Genomic DNA, 24,787 nt, shown 5'->3' with positions numbered 1-24,787 from the left:
GCGGTACAACGGTTTTCAAGACCGCCGCAATCGACCACTCTGCCACCTCTCCAGAACTCTTCGTGAGAGTTGCCTTGTTTTTCAAAGGCGATGCAAAGGTACGCATTATTTTGAAATCTGCAAATATTTACCGCCTTTTTTGATTATTTTTTTTCATTGTCGTACCTTTGCAGGCAGAAAAAACGAAACTAACAAGCCATGATATACCCTCATAATTTCGAACAGAAGATTGGATTCGACCAGATACGACAACTGCTGAAAGGCAAGTGCCTGAGTACATTAGGCGAAGAACGAGTGGACGAAATGACTTTTTCGGACAATTACGATGAAATCAACCAACGCCTGGAGCAGGTGGTTGAATTTGTGCGGATTACGCAGGAAGAGGAAGATTTTCCGGCACAATATTTCTTTGATGTACGTCCTTCTTTGAAACGTATCCGTGTGGAAGGTATGTATATGGACGAACAAGAGCTGTTCGACCTTCGCCGTTCACTGGAAACCATTCGCGACATTGTACGATTCCTTCAGCAATCTGACGAAGAAGAGGAAACGGAAAATTCTCCTTATCCTGCCTTGCGCGAACTGGCGGGAGATATTTTAGTATTCCCCCAACTTATCGCACGTATCGACAGCATCCTGGACAAGTTCGGAAAGATAAAGGACAATGCTTCTGCGGAACTTCTGCGCATCCGCCGGGAACTCTCGGCTACTACGGGAAGCATATCACGCAGCCTGAACAGTATTCTTCGTGCTGCACAATCGGAAGGGTATGTAGACAAGGATGTTACTCCTACCATGCGCGACGGACGCCTGGTCATCCCGGTTGCTCCCGGCATGAAGCGCAAAATCAGAGGTATTGTACACGATGAATCAGCCACTGGAAAGACTGTATTTATTGAACCGGCAGAAGTGGTGGAAGCCAATAACCGCATCCGGGAGCTGGAAGGAGAAGAGCGCCGTGAAATCATCCGCATCCTGACGGAATTCTCGGCTACGGTACGCCCGCAAGTTCCGGCCTTACTCTCCTCGTACGAATTTTTGGCAGAAATCGATTTCATCCGTGCCAAAGCTTTGTTCGGTATAGATATAAAAGGATTGAAACCGTCGTTTGAGAACAAGCAGATTGTCGACTGGTTTCAGGCTGTGCACCCGCTTCTGCAAATGTCGCTGGCCAAGCATGACAAGAAAGTAGTGCCGCTGGACATTATTCTGACACGCGACAAGCGCATCCTGCTTATTTCCGGACCGAACGCTGGTGGTAAATCTGTCTGCCTGAAAACCGTGGGACTGCTGCAATACATGCTGCAATGCGGTATGTTAGTGTCCATGCACGAACGGAGCCATGCCGGTATATTCAGCCACATATTTATTGATATTGGTGATGAGCAGAGTATTGAAGACGACCTGAGTACCTATTCTTCGCATCTGACCAACATGAAGATGATGCTGAAATCATGCAACGGCGAAAGTCTCATCCTTATCGATGAGTTCGGAGGAGGTACGGAGCCACAGATTGGCGGTGCCATTGCCGAAGCCGTTCTGAAACGCTTCAACCTGAAAGGTACATTCGGCGTGATTACCACTCACTACCAGAACCTGAAGCATTTTGCCGAAGATCACGAAGGAGTGGTAAACGGAGCCATGTTGTACGACCGCCACGAGATGCGGGCGCTGTTCCAGTTGCAGATTGGTAATCCGGGAAGTTCGTTTGCCGTAGAGATTGCCCGTAAAATCGGTTTGCCGGAAGAAGTTATTGCTGACGCATCGGAAATTGTGGGAAGTGAATACATCCAGAGCGACAAATACCTGCAGGATATTGTACGCGACAAGCGTTACTGGGAAACCAAGCGTCAGAACATACGCAAGCGGGAAAAACAGATGGAAGATACCATTGCCCGTTACGAACAGGAAATACAGGAGCTGGAACGCAGCCGCAAGGAAATCCTGAAGAAAGCCAAAGAAGAGGCAGAACGGTTGTTGCAAGAATCGAATGCCAAAATCGAAAATACCATTCGTACCATCAAGGAAGCGCAGGCTGAAAAGGAACGTACCCGCACGGCACGTCAGGAACTGACCGACTTCAAGCAGCAGGTAGAGAACCTGGAAAAGGCGGCTTTGGAAGAGAAAATCGCGCGCAAGATGGAAAAACTCCGCGAAAAGCAGGAGCGCAAAAAAGACAAGAAAGCGAAACAAGCCAATACTCCTGAAACTCCGGTTGCTCCTAAGGTACGCCCCATTGAAGCGGGAGACTATGTGCGCATCAAAGGACAGACCAGTGTGGGACAAGTCATGGAAATCAGCGGAAAGAATGCCGTGGTCATGTTCGGACTGATGAAAACCAACGTGAAAGCCGACCGTCTGGAACGGACGGATGCACCGAGGGCTGCTCCGTTATCCAGCAAGGCGACCTTTGTCAGCAGCGAAACCCAAGACCGGATGTACGAAAAGAAACTGAATTTCAAGCAAGACATCGATGTCAGAGGTATGCGTGGAGACGAAGCCATACAGGCAGTCACCTATTTCATCGATGACGCTATCTTGGTAGGAGTCAGCCGCGTACGCATCCTGCACGGTACGGGTACAGGTATTCTGCGCACCCTCATCCGGCAATACTTGGCTACCGTGCCGGGAGTAGCCCATTTCCAGGATGAACACGTACAGTTTGGCGGCGCAGGCATCACCGTGGTGGATTTAAAATAAACCCCACGGGATTTCTGCGCATATATGCGATTATTGCGTATCTTTGCAGAAAACTTATACCTAATTTTAATATGAAATCAATCAGAGAATTATATCGCATCGGCACGGGGCCATCCAGCAGCCATACCATGGGGCCCCGCAAAGCTGCCGAACAATTTCTTGCCCGCAATCCGGAGGCTGCCTCATTCGAAGTAACTCTGTATGGCAGTCTGGCTGCCACAGGACGTGGTCACATGACCGATGTAGCTATTTTGGATACCCTGCAACCTCACGCTCCCGTAGAAATTCTCTGGAAACCACATATTTTCTTTCCTTTCCACCCGAACGGAATGACTTTCAAGGCTTTCGATGCACAGAAGAAAAAGCTGGACGAATGGACCGTATTCAGTGTAGGAGGTGGTGCATTGGCCGAAGAAGGACATGACCGCACAGCCACCAACGATATTTACAACATGAATACCATGAGTCAGATTTTGTACTGGTGCGAACACACCGGACGCAGCTACTGGGAATACGTGGAGCAATGCGAAGGTCCGGAGATATGGGATTTTCTGGCAGAGGTATGGGAGACCATGAAAGCCGCCATCCATCGCGGACTGGATGCCGAAGGTGTATTGCCCGGCCCGTTAAATCTACGCCGCAAGGCATCGGCTTATTACATTCGTTCGAAAGGCTATAAAGACTCTCTTCGCTCACGCGGACTGGTATTCGCATACGCACTGGCTGTCAGTGAGGAAAATGCTTCCGGAGGAAAGATCGTCACCGCACCGACCTGTGGAGCCTGCGGAGTGGTTCCGGCTGTCTTGTATCACCTGCAGAAAAGCCGCGACTTCAGCGACGCACGTATCTTGCGGGCATTAGCGACTGCCGGACTGGTGGGAAACATCGTCAAGCACAATGCTTCTATTTCGGGAGCTGAAGCCGGATGCCAGGCCGAAGTGGGAGTAGCTTGTTCCATGGCATCTGCAGCGGCCAGCCAGTTGTTCGGAGGCAGTCCGGCCCAGATAGAATATGCAGCCGAAATGGGACTGGAACATCACTTGGGTATGACATGCGACCCGGTATGCGGACTGGTACAAATTCCTTGTATAGAACGTAATGCGTATGCTGCCGCACGTGCACTCGATGCGAATATCTATTCAGCCTTTACCGACGGGCATCACCGGGTATCATTCGACAAGGTGGTAGAGGTAATGAAGCAGACCGGACACGACCTCCCATCCTTGTACAAGGAAACGAGTGAAGGAGGACTTGCCAAGAATTATCAGCCCATGGAATAAGAGGGTAAAAGAAACGTAAGGACGCCTTCTCAAAAACGCCTTTACGTTTTATCTTAAACGCCCTTGCGTTTGAACCAAAACGTACTTGCGTTTTACTTAAAACGCACTTACGTTTTTAGCTAAACGCAAAGGCGTTTTTTCGGGACGGTAAACCGTATCATTTTTCTACTCTTTCACCTCAAAAATACTGTTGAAAATGACTTTCACCTGTCACTATGATTCTCCGTTGGGAGGAATCACACTGGCTGCCACGGAAAGCGGACTTTGCGGCCTCTGGTTCGACGGACAAAAATATTTCGGTCACGGACTGAAAGAAGAGGCCATGACGAAGGAAACTCCGTTGCTGCTTCAAACACGGCAATGGCTCGATGTTTATTTCTCCGGCCAACAACCCGATTTCTGCCCTCCCCTGCAACCTTCCGGCACTCATTTTCAGCAGACCGTCTGGCAAATCTTATCCACCATTCCTTACGGAGAAACCCGTACCTACAAAGATATAGCCATGGAAACCGCCCGCCGTTTAGGACGGCCTCACATGGCAGCACAAGCTGTAGGCAATGCCATCGGACACAATCCCATCAGCATCCTGATTCCCTGCCACCGCATAGTAGGAAGCAATGGAAGCCTGACCGGATACGCCGGCGGCATCTCGCGCAAGCAGTCACTTTTAGATATAGAACATATACCTTATTATATAAAGTAAAATCGTATGAAATCTTACCAAGCCTACTTATTTGACTTTGACTATACCTTGGCCAATTCTTCCAAGGGAATTGTGATGTGCTACAGAAATGTACTCGAACGCCATGGATTCCATCAGGTGGACGACCTTTCTATCAAACGTACCATCGGAAAGACACTGGTTGATTCCTTTTCCATCATGACCGGAATAACCGATGCAGACACGCTGGAGACATTCCGAAAAGAATATGTCAAGGAAGCCGACCAGCACATGACGGCCAATACCGTACTTTTCCCGGAAACGGAAGAAGTGTTACGCGCCCTGAAAGCCAATGGAGCCCGTATCGGCATCATCTCCACCAAGTACCGCTACCGCATCATGGAGCTGATGGGGAAAATATTCCCCGAAGAATTCATTGACATCATCGTGGGAGGAGAAGACGTGAAAGAAGCCAAACCCTCACCTGAAGGTCTGCTGCAGGCCGCTTCCCGCCTGAACTGCCCGAAAGAGCAGATTCTCTACCTCGGCGACAGCACCGTCGATGCGGAAACCGCCCAAAATGCAGGAGTTGACTTTGCCGGTATCCTTCACGGAATGACCACTCGCGAAGAGCTGGCAGCCTATCCGCACACAGCCATTTTCCCCGATTTACTTCCACTGATAAAAAAATAGGAAATATATCCGTTTTTTTCAGATAAATAGTTGGTTATGTAAATATAAAGCCGTAAATTTGCAGCCGATTTTAGTCCGTGTAGGTAAAAAAGTAGCTACAGAGAACAGCTCACCTTACGGAGGAAACCCGTTTAATATTTATTTAAAAATGTACGTAATCGTAGAAATTAACGGTCAGCAGTTCAAAGCAGAAGAAGGCAAGAAACTGTTCGTTCACCACATTCAGAATGCTGAAAACGGTGCAACTGTTGAATTTGACAAAGTCTTGTTGGTTGACAACAACGGTACTGTAACTGTAGGTGCTCCTACTGTAGACGGTGCAAAAGTGGTTTGCGAAGTAGCTTCTCACTTGGTAAAAGGTGACAAGGTATTGGTATTCCACAAGAAGAGAAGAAAAGGTTACAAGAAACTGAACGGTCATCGCCAGCAGTTTACTGAATTGACAATCAAACAAGTTATTGCTTAATCATTAAAAACGTAGAAGAAAATGGCACATAAGAAAGGTGTAGGTAGTTCTAAGAACGGCCGTGAATCAGCTAGTAAGAGATTAGGCGTAAAGATATTCGGTGGTTCAGCTTGCAAAGCTGGTAACATCATTGTTCGTCAAAGAGGAACAGTTCACAACCCGGGTGAAAACGTAGGTATGGGTAGTGACCACACTCTTTACGCATTGGTAGATGGTACTGTATGTTTCAAGAAAGGTCGCGAAGACAGAAGCTATGTTTCTGTAATTCCTTGCGCTGAAGCATAATCTACTGAAAACGAATTTTGAAAGGAGACTATCTCCACGAGATGGTCTCTTTTTGTTTTCCATCCCCTCTCTTCACGAAGAAGACATAGAAATATCATAAATTTCCCCGTACGAATATGAAAACAAACCGTCTGATTCTCTTATTATTCATCCTATTTCCAGCCTATGTATTGGCCGGCAATCGCTTTCAAGAACTATACACCAATATCCATCAGTTTATCTCACAGCAAAAAGCTGAAGTGGGAGTAGCCATCATTGCAGACGGAAAAGATACTGTCACCATAGAGAACAACCGACGCTACCCGTTGATGAGCGTATTCAAATTACATCAGGCACTGGCTGTGGGAGATTACTGTAAAAGACATCAGCTCTCCTTTGATACCTTGCTTACCGTAGACAGCACAGACCTGCAGCCCAATACTTACAGTCCGCTAAGAGACCGGTACCCTCACGGAGGAAAGTTTTCACTTAAGCAATTAATGGAATACACCCTCCACTTAAGCGACAATAATGCATGCGACATCCTGTTCAAATTTACCGGAGGTCCTGCGGTGACCGACCGTTATATCCGTAGTTTGGGAATCAACGATTTTTCTATCCAATACACAGAAGACGACATGCACCAGGACCTGAACCTTGGCTATGAAAACTGGAGCACTCCGCTGGCTACCGCAGAAGTCATCGAGGCTCTACTTACCCGGACTTTATTCGACAAACCTCATCAGGAATTCATCAAAGAAGCCCTTGTCACCTGTCAGACTGGAACAAGCAGAATAGTCCACCCTCTACAAGACAAGCAGGTCACCGTAGGGCATAAAACCGGTACTGGCGACCGCAACGCATCGGGACAACTCATTGCCATTAACGATGCCGGATTTGTACAGTTCCCTAATGGTCACCGTTATACCCTCGTTGTTTTTGTCAAAGACTCACAGGAAAGCATGGAGGATACGGAAGCCATTATCGCACAAATTTCTGAAATGGTTTATCAGGCCTTCTCTAACCCCTGATAAACTCCTCTCACCAGCTGACAAGCCGTTTTCAAGTCAAGAGCCCCGGTATTCAGCATCAAATCATACCGATGAGGTTCTCCCCATTTCTCTCCCGTATAGTATTCATAGTGATGAATGCGGTTGCGATTCACCCGCTTGATTTCCGTTTCAGCACTTTCTTTCGCAATACCGTATTCGCTCACGCAACGGGTCACAGAATGAGACAAATCGGAATAACAGAACAGTTTCAGCACCTTCGGATAGTCTTTCAATACAAAGTCGGCACAGCGTCCCACAATGATACAAGATTCCTTTGCGGCCAGTTCCTGAATAATCTTACTTTCCGACACAAATAATACATCGTCTGAAGAAAGGCTGGATTCCAATGGCTGCTCACTATTTTTTGAAAGAATGCACTTCAACCAGAAGGAAGGAATGGACTGCTCGTTTTTCACAATATACTGTTCATCCATCCCGCTCCGCTGGGCTGCCATACGTATGAATTCTTTATCATAAAGTTTGATGCCCAATTCTTTGGAAAGCATTTCACCCAGCAGATGCCCTCCACTGCCATATTCACGCGCTATAGTAATAACCACATGTTGCCCTTGTGAAAAATCCGGTACGTTCCGCACAGAAGCATCTGTAATCCATTTATCTAGGAAACGGTAATACGGACTTACAAAATGCACAATCGGACCGACTACCAAGGCAGAAATCACAGTTCCTTCACGCACTCCGTACACCCCCGACATAAAAGCAAGTGATAACAAGCAAGCAATAGCTACCAATGTCACGTCAAATCCGAGTTTTATATAACCGAACTCTCCGCGAAACCGACGGGTAATGACCTTTACAAAATATTCTCCGGCCATCATCGCGGCATTGGCCTTTACCTCAAGTGCAATTCCTACAGCTAAAATCACACATCCAATCAATAAGGCCACAATCATATACACATATTCTACGGGATTGAGCCAGAAAAGAATATAATGCATACAAAGGTCAATAAACATACCAAAGCTGAAAGAGATAGGAATCTGCAGAAGATACATGCGCAAATCAGATTTCAAATCTTCACGTGTCATTAAGAACAATTCCAGTATCACAAAAAGAAGATTCAACAGGATGGTCCACTGACCAATGGTAAAGGGAGTGAACATACTCAATACGTAAGTCACACTCGTAATAGGCGAAGTACCTAATGCAGCTTTGGTAATGAAGGCAATTCCCAGTGCATTAACAAACAAAGATACGCAAAACAGCAGGTAGCGCCGGCACATAAATTTATTCATACTTGTTCTCTTTATCAAAAGTGCCGCAAAGTTCCCTTATTTTTTTCATTCCTTATTCATAAAAGGAAGACTAATTTTGGTCAAAAACGAAACAACTCTTAATTTTATCCACAAAAATAAATACGATGAATCCGACTCTACTTGAAATCATACAAACACATGGCAACGGAACTGAAAGCACATGCTACTGCGAACTTACCTCCTCATCGGTTCCTACCGGAAAAGCCGAATTGAAAGAAGGATTTTTCTTTCTTCTCGTCACAAACGGAACAGCCCAACTGGCAGATGAATATCAGACTTACGAACTTCAACCTGCACATTTAGTTACACTTACCCCCAGCACAAAATGCATGATTCAGGCTACGAGTTCTCACTTCCAGTCCATGCTCCTCTATCTGAAACCAACTTTCTTTGATAGCTTACCCGACGGACAGCCACTATATGAACAACTGGCACACTACTTGGGACACTATCAGCTACCGGTATTCTTATTGGAAAACGAACAAGCTACTTACCTGCAAAAAATCTTCGCTCTATTTGCACCATGCAGAAAAAATGCAGTCAACTATTACGACAGTATTCTGAACCACTTATGCAGTTTCTGTCTTCTACAGATAGCTGATATATTGACTCAAACCCGCCATGAAGTTCCGGATTATGCACGACGCTCCACAGATATTTTCAGGCTATTCAAAAAAACGTTGATGGAAAATTATCGCCAGCACCATGACATAGGGTTTTATGCAGAAAGTCTGCACATCTCAACCACCTACCTTTCGCGCATCGTAAAACACATCACCGGACATACGGTCCGCTTTCACATCAGCGAACTGCTCTGTGCCGACGCACGTAAGTTGTTGGAATGTACAAACCTGGATATTAAAGAAATTGCAGAAAAGTTAGGATTCTCTGACCAGTCTGTCTTTGGCAAATTTTTCGTAAAGAAGACAGGGCTTTCTCCCATGAAATTCCGCACACAGCGAGAAAGAGACAAAAAGAATTATCCTTTTCCCGATGCTGAAGGTTCGTAAGTCCATCCACAGTCATTATGATATACCATCAGACGGCTTATACCTCCATCGACCGTAATATTTTCTCCATTGATAAATGAATTGCGCTCATCACAAAGAAAATCCACCACACGGGCAATATCGGCAGGCTCTCCCACCCTGCCTGACGGATGCTGGGCGGTATCTCCCGTACTATAGACTGCTTCATAATGCGCTTCTTCATGATAGGCACCGGTATCAATCCATCCGGGAGCTACCGAATTTACACGCGCTATGCCCGACAAACTAACGGCCAAAGCATGAGTCAGCGCAGTAATTCCTCCTTTGGCTGCCGTATAGCTCTCCGTATCCGGCTGCGATTGAAAAGCACGCGTAGACGAAATGTTTACAATCGCTCCCATCCCTTGAAAATGGTCTTTGAACAACCGGGCCAGCATATAAGGTGCCACTACTCCCACACGCTGCACATACAGAAAATCTTCATACTCACAGTCAGAAAGGATACCTCCCCGCATCAGACAAGCATTATTAATCAAGCAATGTATGCCTTCCGGATGTTCACGAAGCACCAAAGCTGCAAATTCCTCTAATGCCTGTTTTTCTGCCACATCGCCGACAAATCCGGTCACCTGCCAGCCTCTCTCACGCATCTTTTCCACTTGTGTGAGAGTGGCCTGCTGATTCTGGTCTATAAAATATACACTATCCCCCTGAGAAGCAAAATGTGCGACGATGCAACGTCCGATACCTCCAGCTCCACCTGTCACTACTATAATTCTATTCATAATACTGTTGATTCTTGTTTGTACCTAAATTTCTCTCTTACAAAGGTAAAAATTTACAGATGAATATCTGTAAGCTTCCATCAACAAGCAACAACAAAAAAGGCAGACTTCATCAAATCAATGAAATCTGCCCTCTTATATTTATCAAAAATCTTCCTGAGTCAAGTTCTGCCACAGCAATCAGCCAATCACGACCTCTCCATCGGCTGTGGCCTGATCTTCCCAGGCTCCGATACTGCCAGCGGATACGGTAATACCGTCACGTCCCACTTTCAAGGTCAGAGTGCACGATTTACCACTTTCCAATGCAGTCTGCGGGTTACCCGACTGCTTAAATAAAGCATCCAGAGTAAAATGCTTGGTTTCGCCACCTAAAGTAAGAGTGAAAGAAATCCCATCGGTCGCTTGGGGCACTAGATAGAACGAAGCTTTTGCCCCCGTTACAGTAAGGCTTCCTTGTTCATCCTTCACCTCCTTCACACTTCCCTTAACGGCATCTATCACACATGTGGTTTTTGCAGAGAAAGTGCATGACAGCAGAGTCAAATCCTCCTCCGTGTAACCATTTCCCGGCACAAACTCTAAATTAAGGCGGTGCAATGCATGACAGAAAGTAAGTGCCACCGTTTCAGAAGTGCCGACTTCTACCGGCTGAGCAGTGGCAATCAACAAATCACCATAGGGAGCCTTGAACGAATTAAATTCAAAAGTGCCATCCTTCTCCACTTTTTGTGTGGGATAACAAGCTGAAAAAGTGACTTGTGATACCTCTTCTGAAAGTCCAAAATCAGGCCATTTAAGAAAATCAAGCTCATAAGCATAATCAGTCACTACTGGTGCAGCTCCTCCCGTTACACAAAGAGTCATCTTATCTCCTTTCTGAAAACTGCCGCTTCCATCACTTCCCAATTGTGGAGCACGCGTTTGAGAGGCAATACTGGCGACAATGGAAATTTTACCAGAATTACCAGACAAGTCACCCGAGCCACTGCCGGATGTGTCTTCTGATGTATTTCCTGAAGTATCACCATTCACATTTGCCGGTATATCGTTTGTACAAGATACTGCTGTCAGCATAGCAGCTATGAATGCATAAAGCACACTTTTTTTCATCATCATTCTTTTTATCATGATTATTATTTAAAGAGTCAAAGCATGAGGCGTAAATAGTTTTTTACAAAAACAGGAAACGCATTTCATCAATAAATTATACGCAAAGGAACATGATTTGTTCAATACAGTCTGTTGGTGATTCAAAACCTTACCATTTATTTTCACCTGTTCACATATATATACAATCTCATACCTGCAACATAAGAACTTCATTTTCATTCTTCCCGAATTATTCGATAATTACACCGAGATTTCCTATCTTTGCGATTGATTAATATTAATGCACATTTAATTTTTTGACATGGAAAATAAATACATCACAGTAGCATATAAACTTTATGCGGTAACAGACGGAGAAAAAGAATTACGTGAAGAAGCCCCTGCAAGCCATCCGTTCCAGTTCATCTCAGGAATCGGTTATACTTTGGAACGCTTTGAAAAGGAAATCTTAGCACTGAAGAAAGGTGACAAATTCAACTTTACAATTCCTTGTGCGGAAGCATACGGCGAAAGAGACGAAGACAACGTACGCCAGGTGCCCAAATCTATGTTCTGCGGTCCGGATGGAAAATTCGATAGCGACAATATCTTCGAAGGCAACATCATCATGCTGAACGATGCAGAAGGCCATCAGTTCTATGCCAACGTTGGCGAAATCACAGAAGATAAAGTGGTGCTCGACCTGAACCACCCGCATGCTGGTAAAGACCTGATTTTTGAAGGTACCGTAATGGAAATGCGCGATGCAACCAACAAGGAAATGGAAAGCATCCTCAAACTGATGAGCGGTGAAGGCTGCGGATGCGGTTGCGACAGCTGTGGAGGCGGTTGCGGCGAACACGAAGCTGAAGAAGACGGCTGCTGCGGTGGCGGTTGCGGACACTGTCATTCATAATCTAATTTTTACTTAACCATAAAAAGAAGACGGCATGTTCCGTCTTCTTTCTTTTTCTACCTTTCTAATTCTGTTTTTCACATGATTCTCATAGCCGATAGCGGAGCGACCAAAACCGACTGGTGCTTCGGAAACACGTTACACGATTGCCAGGTTGTTCACACCGAAGGTATCAACCCTTTTCATCTGACAGAAGAGAAAATAAAACAGCTTCTTCAGGAAAGCCTGCTTGCACAACTGCCTTTTCCACAAGAAGAAGTGAAAGCCATTTTCTTTTATGGGGCTGGCTGTACCCCTGAAAAAGCCGGCAATCTCTCCGGTTTACTCGCCGAAGCATTCCCTCACGCAACCATCCAGGTGGAAGGTGATTTGCTTGGAGCTGCCCGTGCATTGTGCAAGCATCAGCCGGGAATTGCCTGCATATTAGGAACAGGGGCGAACTCCTGCTTGTACGATGGTCAACGAATCACGCATAACACTCCTCCATTAGGCTATATTTTAGGAGATGAAGGAAGCGGAGCCTATTTAGGAAAACGATTTATAGGCGACTGCATCAAGCAGCAGTTACCTTCCGGCTTGCTGGAAGGCTTATTGAAGGAATATAACCTGACCGTAGCAGAGATTTTAGATAAAGTGTACAGACAGCCGCAGGGTAACCGTTTTTTGGCCAGTCTTACACCTTATATATATAAGCACAAGAACCAGCCGGAAGTCCAGCAGTTCCTGACCGACTGCTTCAGCGATTTCTTCCGCCGCAACATACTTTCTTATCCGGGACATGCCCAGGTTCCGGTCTCTTTTGTAGGTTCCATTGCATGGTTCTTCCAACATGAGCTAAAGGAAACAGCCCTAAAATTCAACCTTCATACGGGCATTTTCATTCAGTCTCCCATACAAGAATTGAAGGGTTTTCACCTCCCTGAAAAAACGCTTTGACGTTTACTGTCAAACGCAAGTACATTCTCATTCAAACGCCTTTGTGTTTCACTTAAAACGCAAAGGCGTTTGAGTTAAAACGTAAAAGAGTTTTTCAATCTATAATAAAGACAGGGAAAATTCATTGGAAAATCCAATAAATTTCAATACCTTGCACTCAGATTCCGAATATCTAACTATAAATAAAAATCATCATGAAGAACTTTAGAATCGAAGCCATTATTCTGGCCATCGGCCTACTGCTATTAGGCGTATTCATCGAAAAAGGATTCAGTAAGTTTGCAGAAAAAGACCGCAGTGTCACCGTAAAAGGCCTGGCCGAAATAGAAGTCCCAGCCAATAAAGTAACCTGGCCACTAGTGTACAAAAGCCTGGGAAATGATTTGGGAAGATTGTACGACGACATCAAGCGTTCCAATCAGACCATCACCGGTTTCTTGAAAGAAAAAGGACTGACAGAACAGGAAATCAGCGTGAATGCCCCGGAAATCATCGACCTGGCTGCCGAACGTTATGGCAACAACCAGAATCCGGCCAACCGCTACAATGTGACTACAGTCATCACCGTTACTTCCGACAAGGTAGATTTGATACGGGGACTTATCAGTGAGCAGGGAGAACTGCTAAAAAGAGGCATCGCCATCACTTCTGGAGAATACCAGTACAAAGTACAGTATGAATATACTGATTTAAACAAGGTAAAACCACAGATGATTGAAGAAGCCACCAAAAACGCACGCGAAGCAGCCGAAAAGTTTGCCAAAGACTCCGGCAGTAACCTCGGCAAAATCCGTCAGGCCAATCAGGGGCAGTTCAGCATTACCGACCGCGACCCGAATACCCCTTATATCAAGAAGATACGCGTAGTCACCACCATAGACTATTCGCTTGAAAACTAACAGAAAATCCAAAAAACTTATAAAAAACCGGAAAAACCTCCCATATGGAGCCTTTTTCCGGTTTTTCTATTTTTCTTCCTCCTAAAAAATGCAGGCAAGCCTTTTAATATTCAGGATTTTATTATACCTTTGCAGCCGATTTATATAAACAATATAAAGTCTAACACAATTAGTTATTTAAAAACAATTTTTTTATTTAATGGAAAACTTAAAGAACATTGCTCCTATTGAAGATTTCAACTGGGATGCGTATGAAAATGGTGATGCAGTAACCAGCGTAAGCAAAGAAGATCTTGAAAAAGCTTATGACAGCACGCTGAACAAAGTAAACGACCGTGAGGTTGTAGACGGTACTGTAATCGCAATGAACAAACGCGAAGTGGTTGTTAACATCGGTTACAAATCAGATGGTATCATTCCATTGAGCGAATTCCGTTACAATCCGGATTTGAAAGTAGGTGACACTGTAGAAGTGTACATCGAAAACCAGGAAGACAAAAAAGGTCAGTTGATCTTGTCTCACAAGAAAGCTCGCGCTACTCGTTCTTGGGATCGTGTTAACGCTGCTCTTGAAAACGAAGAAATCATTAAGGGTTACATCAAGTGCCGCACTAAGGGTGGTATGATCGTTGACGTATTCGGTATTGAAGCATTCTTGCCGGGTTCTCAGATTGATGTGAAACCTATCCGTGACTACGATGTATTCGTAGGTAAGACTATGGAATTCAAGGTTGTTAAAATCAACCAGGAATTCAAGAACGTGGTTGTTTCTCACAAGGCTCTTATCGAAGCTGAACTGGAACAGCAGAAGAAAGAAATCATCAGCAAACTTGAAAAAGGTCAGGTACTGGAAGGTACTGTTAAGAATATCACATCTTACGGTGTATTCATCGACTTGGGCGGCGTAGACGGTTTGATCCACATCACAGACTTGTCTTGGGGCCGTGTAAGCGATCCTCGCGAAGTTGTTTCTTTGGATCAGAAGTTGAACGTTGTTATCTTGGACTTCGACGACGAAAAGAAACGTATCGCTCTTGGTTTGAAACAGTTGACTCCGCACCCATGGGATGCACTGGATCCTAACTTGAAGGTTGGTGATCACGTGAAGGGTAAAGTAGTCGTTATGGCTGACTATGGTGCATTCATCGAAATCGCTCCGGGCGTAGAAGGTTTGATTCACGTATCAGAAATGTCTTGGTCACAGCACCTGCGTTCTGCTCAGGACTTCATGAAAGTGGGCGACGAAGTAGAAGCTGTTATCTTGACTCTGGACCGCGAAGAACGCAAGATGTCTTTGGGTATCAAACAGCTGAAAGCAGATCCATGGGAAACTATCGAAGAAAAATATCCTGTAGGTTCTAAGCACGTTGCTAAAGTTCGCAACTTCACTAACTTCGGTGTATTCGTAGAAATCGAAGAAGGTGTTGACGGATTGATCCACATCTCTGACTTGTCTTGGACTAAGAAGATCAAACATCCTTCTGAATTCACTCAGATTGGTGCAGACATCGACGTAGTAGTTTTGGAAATCGACAAGGAAAACCGTCGTCTGAGCTTGGGTCACAAGCAGTTGGAAGACAATCCTTGGGATGTATTCGAAACAGTATTCACTGTAGGTTCTGTTCACGAAGGAACTATCATCGAAATGCTGGATAAGGGTGCCGTTGTAGCATTGCCTTATGGTGTAGAAGGTTTCGCAACTCCGAAACACCTGGTAAAAGAAGACGGTTCTCAGGCTCAGTTGGATGAAAAATTGCCGTTCAAGGTAATCGAATTCAACAAGGATGCAAAACGTATCATCGTTTCTCACAGCCGTATCTTCGAAGATGCTGCTAAGGCAGAAGAAAAGGCAGAAAAGAAAGCTTCTAAGAAGGCTTCTAAGAAAGAAGAAACTCCGATGATTCAGAACCAGGCAGCTTCAACTACTCTGGGTGACATCGATGCTTTGGCTGCATTGAAAGAACAGCTGGAAGGTAAGAAATAATTCTTTCTAAATAAAACTCAAAAAGGGATTGTACACTTGTACAGTCCTTTTTTTTTATCCTATATTTGCAACGTCAAATAACTTAAAAACCAAAAAACAATGATCAGACTAAACGTATTTATTCAAGTAGAGAAACAGAACTACGACCAAGTAGTAAGCATAGCAAAAGATCTGGTAGCTGCTTCACAGAAAGATAACGGATGCGTAGCTTACGACCTCTTTCAGAGCACTACACGCCAGGATGTCCTGATGATTTGTGAAACATGGAAAGATGCGGCTTCTCTTGCAGCACACGAACAAGCTGCACATTTCACCACCCTGGTTCCAAAGATTCAGGAATTAGCCGCTATGAAACTGGAGAAATTTGAATTCTAACAAGAACTCAAGAACCCGTATGATACGAAAAAATCCCACCTGACTTCTAAAAGTCCCGGTGGGATTTTTTCATAAAGAAGTGAATCTTCTTCACTTCTATAAAGAATAATGAACGAACAAATCAAAGTTTAATTACCATTCCACGAACTTGCCGCGAGCCTTACGTTCTTTCAAAAGCTCTGCCAGACGCTTATTCTTTGAAGAAGCAATGAAACGACGTCCGAAGATGTTCGGAATAGCAACTCCCAAAGCAATACACATAATCACAAGTCCGGAATTTACACCGCTTTCTATTGCTTTCATCAGAGGAGTTACTTGATCAATGCTCTGCACATTAATATTGATGATACCGAACAACATACGATACATCAGTACTCCCGGAATCATCGGGATGACAGAAGGAATAGTCAGCACATGGTTGGGCACGTGGAACCAGTGAACTGCCTTAATGGCAATCAAGCTAACCAGTACAGCTCCTGAGAAAGAACCAATAACCAGTCCCATATCCAAACCGATATTGTCTGTGCTCGGTCCTAAGTTCACAAAGTTACGCGTACATACGGCAATAATACCTCCGATAGCTACTACCCACAACAAACGACGCTGTATATTGAAAATCATCGAGAATCCCATGGCTGAAATAGCTGCAGCGATGGCATACTCCCAATACTGATGATGAGGAACCATACTGATGGTCGGGAAGAAGTTCTCAATACGGCAAAGTTTCACGGCAAATGCGATACCGAAAGCCATGGCAGCCACCATCAGCAAGGTATTCACCGCTCTGACAATACCTACCTGAATATAATTATCCAGCATATCGTCCACAAAGTTAATCAAAGGAACCCCAGGCACAATAAACAAGGCACAGGCAAGCAACGGATGCCAAGGAGTAGATGTCCATTCTGCAGGCAACAGAGTAGATGCCCACGCAATGATGGTAGCCACAAAGGCAGAAATAGCGATTCCCATGTAATGATTCAAACCAGACTCATTGCATACCTGACGCAAGCGCATACCCAATATGGCAGCAATTGATGCATACAAGAATGCCACCCAGTCACAACCGAACTGAATACAGAATCCGCCACAGGCAAACCCGGCACCTATCGCCACCTGCCACGGAGTGTAATTACGTTTTTTCTTACGAATCTTTTCCAGTTCTTCTTCATACTGGTCGAGCGTGTAATCATTTTCAATCGCACGCCAGGAAAGCTTGCTGACTTCCGAAATGGCCGTCATATTCACTCCATGACCTTCAATTCGCTGGAATTTAGTAAAAGAATAGTCACCATCACTCACGTTCACCATCAACATGGTAAAACTGACGTTGATGTGAAGCTTCTCTTCGGGGATACCAAGATAAGCAGCCGTACGTTTCATGTTTCTTACAATACGGTTCGTATCGGCAAGACTCTCTACCAATAATTTTCCCGTACGCAACAATAAATCCACTCTACGATGCAATTGCTGATCGTGAGCCTTTACAGTTGTCTCTAAATGTTCCTCTAATATCATTTTGTTTAAAGATTATTTTGAGCGCAAAGTTACGAAAAATATCAATTCTATTCGTACCTTTGCAAACCGAAGTTCTATATAAAATATGAATAAACTTTCACGGATAGAAGAAGAAAAACAGACCATAGAACAAATGATTCACTTTTATTGCCGACATAAGGAGAAAAATCAGGCCTTATGTTCTGCATGCAGCGAATTGCTTAAATATGCACATCAAAGACTGGAGCACTGTCCGTTTGGAGAACGAAAGAAGACGTGCCGCCAATGTACCGTGCACTGTTACCACCCCAAAATGAGACAAAAAATAAAAGAAGTCATGCGTTTTGCTGGTCCTCGAATGATATGGTATCATCCCATCTGGACCTTCAGACATTTGTGGAGGGAACGATGACCACAGTCAGATTGTGGAATTTTTCTACAATAACTTGTAAAATTCCACAATACATTTTTATTAATTCAAAGTTAAATCTCCCTGATTTTCAGCTCATAAAACATTTTTGTATCTTTGGCACAAATCTTGTCAGCCATTTTAAAGATAATGGCATCTAAAACTATAAAAGAATTGAACTTATGAAACGCTTTTTGACTAGGAAAGAATTAAAGGTAAAAAGAAAAGAAATGATTTACATGGTTATCGGCATCGCAGTCATTTTATCCCTTTACTATATCTTTACTCGAGAGAAGAAACCCGTAGCCGAAACACCGATTGTGTCAGTTATGCCAGCTAGCCAACAAAATGTACAAATTTTCGGTGAATATGTAGGACGTATCCGTGCCCAGCAATTCGTGGAAGTGCGTGCACGTGTAGAAGGTTTTCTGGAACAAATGCTTTTCGAGGAAGGAACCTCAGTCAAACGTAATCAAGTATTGTTTGTTATCAATCAAGACCAATATCGTGCCAAGGCTGACAAGGTACGTGCTCAGTTGAAAAAAGATCAGGCACAGGCGCAAAAAGCGAAACGTGACCTGGAACGTATCCGCCCGCTGTATGAACAAAATGCAGCCAGCCAGCTGGACTTGGACAATGCGGTGGCTGCTTACGAAACAGCTGTAGCCAGCGTAGGTATGAGCCAGGCCGACTTGGAACAGGCTGAACAGGAATTAGGCTACACGATTGTCCGCTCGCCGATTTCAGGAGAAATCAGTGAACGTCACGTCGACTTGGGAACACTGGTAGGCAGCAATGGAAAATCGCTGCTGGCTACTATCGTAAAAAGTGATACCATTCTGGTGGATTTCAGCATGACAGCCCTGGACTACTTAAAAAGCAAGGAGCGAAACGTGACATTCGGTCAGAAAGACTCTACCCGCTCCTGGCAGCCTACCGTAACCATTACATTGCCTGATAATTCTATATACGAGCACAAAGGTCTGGTAGACTTTGCAGCTCCTCAGGTAAACCCTAAAACTGGAACATTCTCCGTACGTGCCGAACTGGCTAACCCAGACCACGTATTGCTGCCGGGACAATTCACCAAGGTTAAAGTGTTGCTCGACGTACGTGAAAATGCCACAGTCGTTCCCCAAAAAGCTCTTATCATTGAAAAAGGAGGAGCTCATATCTTTGTCATGCGAAAAGACTCAACCGTGGAAAGACGATTCATTGAGTTAGGCCCTGAATTCGAGAACGATGTCGTAGTAGAACGCGGATTATCAGCCGGCGAAATGATTGTCTACGAAGGATTCCACAAACTGGCTCCGGGAATGAAAGTCCGCGTACAAGATCCGGCAAAATTACAGAGCGAAGCGAAAAAAGAGGAAGAATAACTCACCCCTAAACAAATTTACGCATGAAAGTCAGCTTTTTTATTGACAGGCCTGTATTCTCGGCTGTCATCTCTATATTAATCGTGATTGTAGGTATCATCGGTTTGATGATGCTGCCTATCGACCAATACCCGCAAATTACTCCGCCTGTGGTAAAAATCAGTGCCTCCTATCCGGGAGCCAGTGCCGTAACGGTATCGCAGGCTGTAGCTACTCCTATCGAACAGGAATTGAACGGAACACCAGGTATGCTTTACATGGAATCCAGCAGTTCCAACTCAGGAGGATTCTCTGCCACTGTGACTTTCGATATCTCTGCCGACCCTGACTTGGCGGCGGTAGAAATCCAGAACCGTATCAAACTGGCGGAATCTCGTCTGCCGGCGGAAGTAATTCAGAATGGTATCTCTGTAGAAAAACAGGCACCCAGTCAGCTGATGACACTGTGTTTGACTTCGGATGATCCGAAATTCGATGAAATTTATTTGAGTAACTTTGCTACATTAAATGTACTCGACTTGCTTCGCCGTATCCCGGGAGTAGGACGAATCTCTAATATCGGAAGCCGCTATTACGCCATGCAGATTTGGGCAGACCCTGCCAAGCTGGCCAATTTCGGATTGACGGTGCAAGACCTTCAAAACGCTTTGAAAGACCAGAACCGTGAATCGGCAGCCGGTGTACTCGGGCAGCAACCTGTGAGCGGCATTGACATTACAGTCCCTATTACCGCACAAGGACGTTTATCGTCAGCCTCCCAGTTTGAAGAAATTGTATTGCGTGCTAACCCCGACGGTTCACTCGTGCGTCTGCGCGATGTGGCCAGAGTATCACTGGAAGCTTCTTCCTATAGCACGGAAAGTGGTATCAACGGAGGAAATGCAGCCATTCTTGGAATCTACATGCTTCCTGGAGCCAACGCTATGGAAGTGGCGCAGAACGTCAAAGAGGCCATGAAGGAAATCAGCAAAAGTTTCCCGGAAGGACTGGAATACAACTTCCCGTTCGACATGACTACTTATATCTCGCAGTCTATTCATGAGGTATACAAGACTTTGTTTGAAGCATTGGTGCTGGTAATCATTGTGGTATTCCTTTCACTGCAGAGCTGGCGTGCCACACTTATTCCGGTCGTAGCTGTCCCCATCTCTTTGATTGGTACATTCGGCTTCATGCTGATATTCGGCTTCTCGCTCAACATGCTGACCTTGTTAGGGCTGGTACTGGCCATTGGTATTGTAGTAGATGATGCCATAGTCGTGGTGGAAAATGTGGAACGCATCATGGAAGAAGAAAAACTCAGCCCATACGAAGCTACCAAGAAAGCCATGGAAGGTCTGGTAGGCGCTATTATTGCTACCTCACTTGTGTTGGCGGCAGTATTCGTTCCCGTAAGTTTTCTGTCGGGTATCACCGGACAGCTTTATCGCCAGTTTACTATTACCATCGTAGTATCTGTGCTTCTGTCTACGGTTGTGGCGCTGACCTTGAGTCCGGTAATGTGTTCACTCATCCTGAAACCAGTTGATCCGAACAAACCCAAGAACAAGGTGTTCAGACTAATTAATGAATGGCTGGCTATCGGAAACAATAAATACATTATTTATATCAAGCATGTTGTCAAACACCCGCGCCGTATAATGGCAGGCTTTGGAATGGTATTGGTTTTCATCTATGTATTCCATCGCCTTGTTCCGACCAGCTTCCTTCCGATAGAAGACCAGGGATATTTCACCGTGGAACTGGAACTTCCGGAAACAGCCACTTTGGAAAGAACACGTGTCATAACTGACAGAGCAATCGACTTCATCATGAAAGACCCGGCAGTGGAATACGTACAGAATGTAACAGGTAGCAGTCCACGTGTAGGTACCAGCCAGGCCAGAAGCCAGTTGACCGTCATCCTGAAAGAATGGAAGGAACGTGACAACACAACCATTGACGAAGTAATGGACCGCATACAGAAAGAGCTGGAAAAATACCCGGAAAGTAAAGTGTATCTTTCTACTCCTCCGGTAATTCCCGGACTTGGTACTGCCGGTGGTTTTGAAATGCAGCTGGAAGCCCGTGGCGATGCAACGTATGACGATTTGGTAAGAGCTACGGACACACTGATGTATTACGCTTCACAACGGAAAGAAATAGCAGGATTGTCTTCTTCTCTCCAGGCTGAAATTCCCCAGTTGTATTTCGATGTAGACCGGGATAAAGTCAAACTGGCGGGTGTACCAATGGCCGACGTATTCTCTACCATGAAGGCCTACACAGGTTCTGTTTATGTGAATGACTTTAACATGTTCAACCGTATCTACCGTGTATACATTCAGGCAGAAGCTCCGTATCGTCAGCAACGCGACAATATCGGTCTGTTCTTTGTAAGAGGATCTGATGGTGACATGATTCCGCTGACAGCCCTTGGAACTACTGATTATACAACCGGACCGGGAAGTATCAGACGCTTTAACATGTTTAATACAGCCGTTATCCGAGGAACCACAGCCAATGGAGCAAGTTCCGGTCAGGTAATGGAAACGCTGGAACAGATTGCACGCGAAAAATTACCCGACAATATCGGTGTTGAATGGAGCGGTCTGTCCTATCAGGAAAAGAAAGCCGGCGGACAAACCGGACTCATCCTGGCGCTGGTATTCCTGTTCGTCTTCCTGTTCCTGGCAGCCCTTTATGAAAGCTGGACAGTGCCTATCGCCGTATTGATTTCACTTCCGGTAGCCGTTTTAGGAGCGTATGCGGGTATTACCCTCTGCGGTTTGGAAAATGACACCTATTTTCAGATTGGTCTGGTAATGCTTATCGGTCTTGCCGCGAAGAACGCCATTTTGATTGTGGAATTCGCCAAAGACGAAGTCGATAAAGGACGTGATATCGTAGAATCTGCTCTTCATGCAGCCAGCCTGCGTTTCCGCCCCATCTTGATGACCTCACTGGCCTTCATCCTGGGTATGCTTCCAATGGTGATTGCTACAGGTCCGGGGTCAGCCAGCCGACAAGCCATCGGTACCGGTGTATTCTTCGGAATGATAGTGGCTGTTACCGTAGGTATCCTGCTCGTGCCGTTCTTCTTTGTAATGATTTACAAAGCTACCCACAAAATTAAAGCGAAACAGTAAACCTTACAGATGTAGCTTATGAAACTGAAAAATCAACTATATAAAATTTTGGTGATTCCCGTAGCAGCCCTCCTGATGGGAGGCTGCAAAATCGGGAAACAATACACCCGTCCTCAAATAGATTTGCCCTCTACCCTCGACAGCACAAGTGTAGATACTGCATCTATTGGTGACTATCCCTGGGAACAGCTTTATACGGACACTATCCTTCAGCAACTTATCCAAAAGACCTTGGACAACAACAAGGACATGCTGATTGCAGCAGCAAAAGTCAAGGAACTGGCTGCCATGAAACGTATTGATTATGCCAACCTCTTTCCTCAAGTCGGACTTAAGTTCTATGCAGAACAAGAAGGCGAAGACCACGGAGGCGGACACTATAAATCAGACGACCAGTATGATATAAAACTGGGGGTTACATGGGAAATCGACCTGTGGGGAAACCTGCGCTGGGCCAAAGATAAAAGTATGGCCGAGTTTATGGGTTCCATTGAGAATCAGCGGGCCTTGAAAATGAGTCTGGTGGCACAAGTGGCACAATCCTACTTTGAACTGGTGGCTCTCGACAACGAACTGTCTATCGTGAAAAAGACAGTAGATGCCCGCCGGGAAAGTCTGCACCTGGCACGTATCCGCTACGAAGGAGGATTGACTTCAGAAACGGCCTTCCGTCAAGCACAGGTGGAATTGGCAAGAACAGCCACTTTGGTTCCCGATTTGGAAAAGAAGATTACATTGAAACAAAACGAAATAGCCTTCTTAGCTGGAGAATATCCTCACGACATAAAAAGAACAGTCCTGCCTGAAGATGTAATTCATGCAGCTTCCTTACCCGTGGGACTCCCCTCTTCCTTGCTGGAGCGTCGGCCGGATGTACGTCAGGCTGAACAGGCCGTCATTGCTGCCAATGCAGCCGTAGGAATTGCTTATACCAATATGTTTCCCAAACTGACACTAACAGCCAGCCATGGTTCAGAAAATGAAGAGCTTTCTCATCTGTTCAAATCGCCCCATTACCTATTGGCGGGAACCATTCTTCAGCCTATTTTCGCCATGGGAAAAAACCGGGCCATGCTGAAAGCAAAGAAAGCTGCCTGTGAACAAGCTGCCTACGCATACGAGAAAGTGGTACTGAACGCTTTCAAGGATGCGTACAATGCCATAGCAGAATATAATAAGGTAAAAGAAATCTATGAAACCCGCTTGCGACTGGAGCAGTCTTCGAAAATTACACTTGATTTGGCTCAGCTGCAATATATCAACGGAGTAATTGGTTACATGGATTTGCTGGACGCACAGCGAGGTTATCTGGATGCCCAAATCGGATTGAGCAATGCTGTACGTGACAAACAGATTACAATGGTTAATTTATACAAGGCCTTAGGAGGAGGCTGGCAATAATCCTCCCATAAAAAAACGCGGAAACTGATATATCAAACCAATCTAGTTTCCGCGTTTTTTGTATATTATACAGATTCTACGCCATATACCTTACGGTAAATTTCATCCCGTATAGATTCAAATTCTTTGTCTATCGTTTCTGTTCCTGCATACATCAGGAACATGGGAAGTGTTTCTCCTCCCTTTCGGTACGAAGGCTGTACATACTCTTTTTCGCATAAACTGAATCCGCACCGCTGATAAAAACCGATACGCCGGCGACTCCATTCGTCCACCGGTTTCTCCACTTCCAGAATAATGACTCCCGGGAATTGCTGCTGAAGGACTTCCATGATTTTCCGTCCATATCCTTTATTGCGCACAGATGGAGAAGTAGCCAGATGCTCCACATAAGAAAAGCCGGCAAACTTCCACACTGTAATAAGTCCGACCAGAAGTTCATCATCTGAAATCAAGTAGCAAGTAAAGGCTGCACAGTTATCCACATTATCTCGTTGTGCTACATCATCCCTCCGCTCCGCTTCAGGGAAAGACTCATGCAACAGGTTTTCTACAAAAGAATAGTCTTTGTCTGTGGTTTGAAGTGGTGTAAATTGAAGCATAA

Annotated in this window: 22 protein-coding genes; 17 read left to right on the top strand and 5 right to left on the bottom strand. The window is 45.1% G+C overall.

Annotated features, from left to right (window positions below):
- Positions 1 to 198 precede the first annotated feature (198 nt).
- The 7 genes from DXD04_RS08070 (at position 199) to bla (ending at position 7,095) form a co-directional block, all read left to right on the top strand.
- Complete coding sequence (locus tag DXD04_RS08070; RefSeq protein ID WP_117672453.1) at positions 199 to 2,700, top strand: endonuclease MutS2; 2,502 nt, start codon at positions 199 to 201, stop codon at positions 2,698 to 2,700.
- Positions 2,701 to 2,771: 71 nt separating this feature from the next.
- Positions 2,772 to 3,980, top strand: coding sequence for an L-serine ammonia-lyase (locus DXD04_RS08065; protein ID WP_081458135.1), 1,209 nt, complete (start codon positions 2,772 to 2,774; stop codon positions 3,978 to 3,980).
- A 196-nt stretch (positions 3,981 to 4,176) separates the two neighbouring features.
- Positions 4,177 to 4,683, top strand: a complete 507-nt coding sequence (locus tag DXD04_RS08060) for a methylated-DNA--[protein]-cysteine S-methyltransferase (RefSeq protein WP_117672451.1) — start codon at positions 4,177 to 4,179, stop codon at positions 4,681 to 4,683.
- A 6-nt stretch (positions 4,684 to 4,689) separates the two neighbouring features.
- On the top strand, positions 4,690 to 5,334 hold the full coding sequence (locus tag DXD04_RS08055) for an HAD family hydrolase (protein WP_117672449.1): 645 nt from the start codon (positions 4,690 to 4,692) through the stop codon (positions 5,332 to 5,334).
- A 148-nt stretch (positions 5,335 to 5,482) separates the two neighbouring features.
- The gene (rplU, locus tag DXD04_RS08050; protein WP_040313291.1) at positions 5,483 to 5,800 is read left to right on the top strand and encodes a 50S ribosomal protein L21; all 318 of its coding nucleotides are present in this window, start codon (positions 5,483 to 5,485) and stop codon (positions 5,798 to 5,800) included.
- Positions 5,801 to 5,821: 21 nt separating this feature from the next.
- Complete coding sequence (gene rpmA, locus DXD04_RS08045; protein ID WP_007562978.1) at positions 5,822 to 6,085, top strand: 50S ribosomal protein L27; 264 nt, start codon at positions 5,822 to 5,824, stop codon at positions 6,083 to 6,085.
- Between the two features lie 116 nt (positions 6,086 to 6,201).
- Positions 6,202 to 7,095 carry a class A beta-lactamase, subclass A2 gene (gene bla, locus DXD04_RS08040; protein WP_117672447.1) on the top strand — a complete coding sequence of 298 codons (894 nt, stop codon included), beginning with the start codon at positions 6,202 to 6,204 and terminating at the stop codon, positions 7,093 to 7,095.
- Here the strand turns inward: bla and DXD04_RS08035 are convergent.
- On the bottom strand, positions 7,074 to 8,372 hold the full coding sequence (locus DXD04_RS08035; RefSeq protein ID WP_117672445.1) for a cytidylate kinase family protein: 1,299 nt from the start codon (positions 8,370 to 8,372) through the stop codon (positions 7,074 to 7,076). The two genes, bla and DXD04_RS08035, sit on opposite strands and share 22 nt — an antisense overlap.
- A gap of 125 nt (positions 8,373 to 8,497) precedes the next feature.
- Between DXD04_RS08035 and DXD04_RS08030 the strand changes: the two genes are divergently transcribed.
- Positions 8,498 to 9,403: a helix-turn-helix domain-containing protein gene (locus DXD04_RS08030; protein WP_117672443.1), complete on the top strand. Its 906-nt coding sequence runs from the start codon at positions 8,498 to 8,500 to the stop codon at positions 9,401 to 9,403.
- Here DXD04_RS08030 and DXD04_RS08025 read toward each other — a convergent pair.
- On the bottom strand, positions 9,373 to 10,167 hold the full coding sequence (locus tag DXD04_RS08025) for an SDR family oxidoreductase (protein ID WP_117672441.1): 795 nt from the start codon (positions 10,165 to 10,167) through the stop codon (positions 9,373 to 9,375). The genes DXD04_RS08030 and DXD04_RS08025 overlap by 31 nt on opposite strands.
- A gap of 180 nt (positions 10,168 to 10,347) precedes the next feature.
- Positions 10,348 to 11,286, bottom strand: coding sequence for a fimbrillin family protein (locus DXD04_RS08020; protein ID WP_259299535.1), 939 nt, complete (start codon positions 11,284 to 11,286; stop codon positions 10,348 to 10,350).
- Positions 11,287 to 11,581: 295 nt separating this feature from the next.
- Here DXD04_RS08020 and DXD04_RS08015 point away from each other — a divergent pair, with 295 nt between their 5' ends.
- The 5 genes from DXD04_RS08015 to DXD04_RS07995 all read left to right on the top strand — a co-directional run bounded on the left by DXD04_RS08015 (position 11,582) and on the right by DXD04_RS07995 (position 16,369).
- A complete protein-coding gene (locus tag DXD04_RS08015; protein WP_117672439.1) occupies positions 11,582 to 12,175 on the top strand; it encodes an FKBP-type peptidyl-prolyl cis-trans isomerase in 594 nt (197 codons plus the stop codon).
- An 81-nt stretch (positions 12,176 to 12,256) separates the two neighbouring features.
- Positions 12,257 to 13,111, top strand: coding sequence for an ATPase (locus DXD04_RS08010; protein WP_117672437.1), 855 nt, complete (start codon positions 12,257 to 12,259; stop codon positions 13,109 to 13,111).
- 194 nt (positions 13,112 to 13,305) lie between these two features.
- Positions 13,306 to 14,010, top strand: a complete 705-nt coding sequence (locus DXD04_RS08005) for an SIMPL domain-containing protein (RefSeq protein WP_007563007.1) — start codon at positions 13,306 to 13,308, stop codon at positions 14,008 to 14,010.
- A gap of 199 nt (positions 14,011 to 14,209) precedes the next feature.
- Positions 14,210 to 15,994 carry a 30S ribosomal protein S1 gene (rpsA, locus tag DXD04_RS08000; protein WP_022054466.1) on the top strand — a complete coding sequence of 595 codons (1,785 nt, stop codon included), beginning with the start codon at positions 14,210 to 14,212 and terminating at the stop codon, positions 15,992 to 15,994.
- Between the two features lie 99 nt (positions 15,995 to 16,093).
- Positions 16,094 to 16,369, top strand: a complete 276-nt coding sequence (locus DXD04_RS07995; protein ID WP_117672435.1) for a putative quinol monooxygenase — start codon at positions 16,094 to 16,096, stop codon at positions 16,367 to 16,369.
- A gap of 132 nt (positions 16,370 to 16,501) precedes the next feature.
- Here DXD04_RS07995 and DXD04_RS07990 read toward each other — a convergent pair whose 3' ends face one another.
- Complete coding sequence (locus DXD04_RS07990; protein ID WP_117672433.1) at positions 16,502 to 17,887, bottom strand: threonine/serine exporter family protein; 1,386 nt, start codon at positions 17,885 to 17,887, stop codon at positions 16,502 to 16,504.
- Positions 17,888 to 17,972: 85 nt separating this feature from the next.
- On the opposite strand from DXD04_RS07990, the gene DXD04_RS07985 reads away from it, so the two are divergent.
- The 4 genes from DXD04_RS07985 (at position 17,973) to DXD04_RS07970 (ending at position 24,183) form a co-directional block, all read left to right on the top strand.
- Positions 17,973 to 18,278, top strand: coding sequence for a nitrous oxide-stimulated promoter family protein (locus DXD04_RS07985; RefSeq protein ID WP_117672431.1), 306 nt, complete (start codon positions 17,973 to 17,975; stop codon positions 18,276 to 18,278).
- Between the two features lie 179 nt (positions 18,279 to 18,457).
- A complete protein-coding gene (locus DXD04_RS07980) occupies positions 18,458 to 19,654 on the top strand; it encodes an efflux RND transporter periplasmic adaptor subunit (RefSeq protein ID WP_117672429.1) in 1,197 nt (398 codons plus the stop codon).
- Between the two features lie 23 nt (positions 19,655 to 19,677).
- Positions 19,678 to 22,782 (top strand): efflux RND transporter permease subunit, encoded by a 3,105-nt coding sequence (locus DXD04_RS07975; RefSeq protein ID WP_117672427.1) that lies wholly within the window; start codon positions 19,678 to 19,680, stop codon positions 22,780 to 22,782.
- A gap of 18 nt (positions 22,783 to 22,800) precedes the next feature.
- Positions 22,801 to 24,183, top strand: coding sequence for an efflux transporter outer membrane subunit (locus DXD04_RS07970; protein WP_117672426.1), 1,383 nt, complete (start codon positions 22,801 to 22,803; stop codon positions 24,181 to 24,183).
- Positions 24,184 to 24,248: 65 nt separating this feature from the next.
- Here the strand turns inward: DXD04_RS07970 and DXD04_RS07965 are convergent, their stop codons facing one another.
- Complete coding sequence (locus tag DXD04_RS07965) at positions 24,249 to 24,785, bottom strand: GNAT family N-acetyltransferase (protein ID WP_117672425.1); 537 nt, start codon at positions 24,783 to 24,785, stop codon at positions 24,249 to 24,251.
- Positions 24,786 to 24,787: the final 2 nt, after the last annotated feature.

The organism is Phocaeicola plebeius (assembly GCF_003437535.1).
GTDB classification, from domain to species: domain Bacteria; phylum Bacteroidota; class Bacteroidia; order Bacteroidales; family Bacteroidaceae; genus Phocaeicola; species Phocaeicola plebeius_A.
This window is presented reverse-complemented; position numbering and strand designations above follow the sequence as displayed.